The organism is Cerasicoccus maritimus, from assembly GCA_031296935.1.
GTDB lineage: Bacteria > Verrucomicrobiota > Verrucomicrobiia > Opitutales > Cerasicoccaceae > Cerasicoccus > Cerasicoccus maritimus.
The window spans coordinates 170306-171565 of record JAVDPD010000007.1 but is presented as its reverse complement, the minus strand read 5'-3'; the positions used below and the strand labels follow the sequence as shown (position 1 = coordinate 171565).

The following is a 1260-nucleotide window of genomic DNA, read 5'->3' as shown; positions in this document are numbered from 1 at the left end:
AACTACAAACCCTTACCAATGAGAAACGACAATGCTTACCATTGGTAGTCAAGTGGGATGGAGCTCGGACGCTTACAGATCAACGACTTGGCCCGTCAATTCGAAGTCTTCCAGGTAGCGCCAGCCGTCGGCTTCGGCGAGGCCAGTCATGGCTTCCAGCCATTGCCCGCTGACAATCGATTGCATGTCGAAGCGGTCACCATCGGCTTCAGCCAGCGAGAGCTTCACTTCGATTGATCGATCCGGCTGTTCATTGATGACTTCGTGCTGCGCGGCCTCAGCATCAGTCAGGACAGCATCGCCCAACGCCAGGTCTTCAATCGGGACGGCCCCAGCCGTGGTCCAAACCAGTGTTCCGGCGACGAAGCAGCCGGTGTTGCGCTTGAGGAAGCGGGTTATCGAGCTGTCCGGGATCCGAGAAATTCTGCTAAAGGTCAGATATCAGACTTGTCAAGGTGACGAAATACATCGGTATCTCTAAAAATGTTTTCTACAGCTACCGCAACATCTCTCAACTCTATACCACCATGGGGGAACTCAACTATGACTTCTGAATCCCCTATTGACATGGCTTCCTCAGCTGAAAACTGAATTCGAAACTCATGATCACTCAAAGAGCAAAGCTTAATTCCTCCTTGGGACAAATTCACTTGGTTATTGAGTTCACATTCGATATCTGCCAACCCTCCATCAAACTCAGACGTAGCTTCAAAATACTTTCTTCCAGGCCTGGATATCGTAAGGTATTTTTCAAAACCGCTATTAGCAAAAGTTACTGACGTCATAAAGTCCGACTCAGGATCTTCGTATTTTGTGCGAACAATGCCTACTTCGAATTTCATTCAGGACTTAATTTATCATTAGGCGAATCAGCTCCATCCATACCGGCGTAAATCCAATCAATCCAATCAGGAAATTTACCGTCTACTGCAAAGTCTAGACATGCCCGAATTGCTTCCTTTTTCGTATAGCAAGATTTGCTTGGAAATTCATCAACCTGTCCATTTTCAAGCTCAAACTCTACCAATTCATCACATTCGCTACGACTAGGGTTGTTAGAAAAAAAACCTGGATCTCCCTGAAATCGAAATGCTTGAAGGAAGGCATCATCTGAGTTTATTAAAACGCCTAGCATCGGAAACCTGGGGTATTTAAGCCAAATTTCTACAAACCTTAAGTCGGATATTAATTGTAAACGATCTACTAGTATCTTTTCCCTCGAATCGCTTTTCATACTATCTAAAAACGCAATTTCCATAA

The 1260-nt window shown here is 45.3% G+C and carries 3 protein-coding genes; all 3 read right to left on the bottom strand.

The features are described 5' to 3' along the window. Positions 1-72: 72 nt before the first annotated feature. From RBB62_RS06965 to RBB62_RS06955, 3 genes are read right to left on the bottom strand one after another with little or no spacing between them, the layout of a single operon-like run. A complete protein-coding gene (locus RBB62_RS06965; protein WP_309398013.1) occupies positions 73-399 on the bottom strand; it encodes a Hint domain-containing protein in 327 nt (108 codons plus the stop codon). Positions 400-434: 35 nt separating this feature from the next. Further along, positions 435-842 (bottom strand): hypothetical protein, encoded by a 408-nt coding sequence (locus tag RBB62_RS06960; RefSeq protein ID WP_309398010.1) that lies wholly within the window; start codon positions 840-842, stop codon positions 435-437. Further along, a complete protein-coding gene (locus RBB62_RS06955) occupies positions 839-1258 on the bottom strand; it encodes a hypothetical protein (protein WP_309398009.1) in 420 nt (139 codons plus the stop codon). Before RBB62_RS06955 ends, RBB62_RS06960 begins: the two co-directional genes overlap by 4 nt. Positions 1259-1260: the final 2 nt, after the last annotated feature.

Excerpts from the sequence above, each read along its gene's own strand:
- RBB62_RS06960 (WP_309398010.1), bottom strand. The coding sequence starts at position 842 with ATGAAATTCGAAGTAGGCATTGTTCGCACAAAATACGAAGATCCTGAG.
- RBB62_RS06955 (WP_309398009.1), bottom strand. The coding sequence starts at position 1,258 with ATGGAAATTGCGTTTTTAGATAGTATGAAAAGCGATTCGAGGGAAAAG.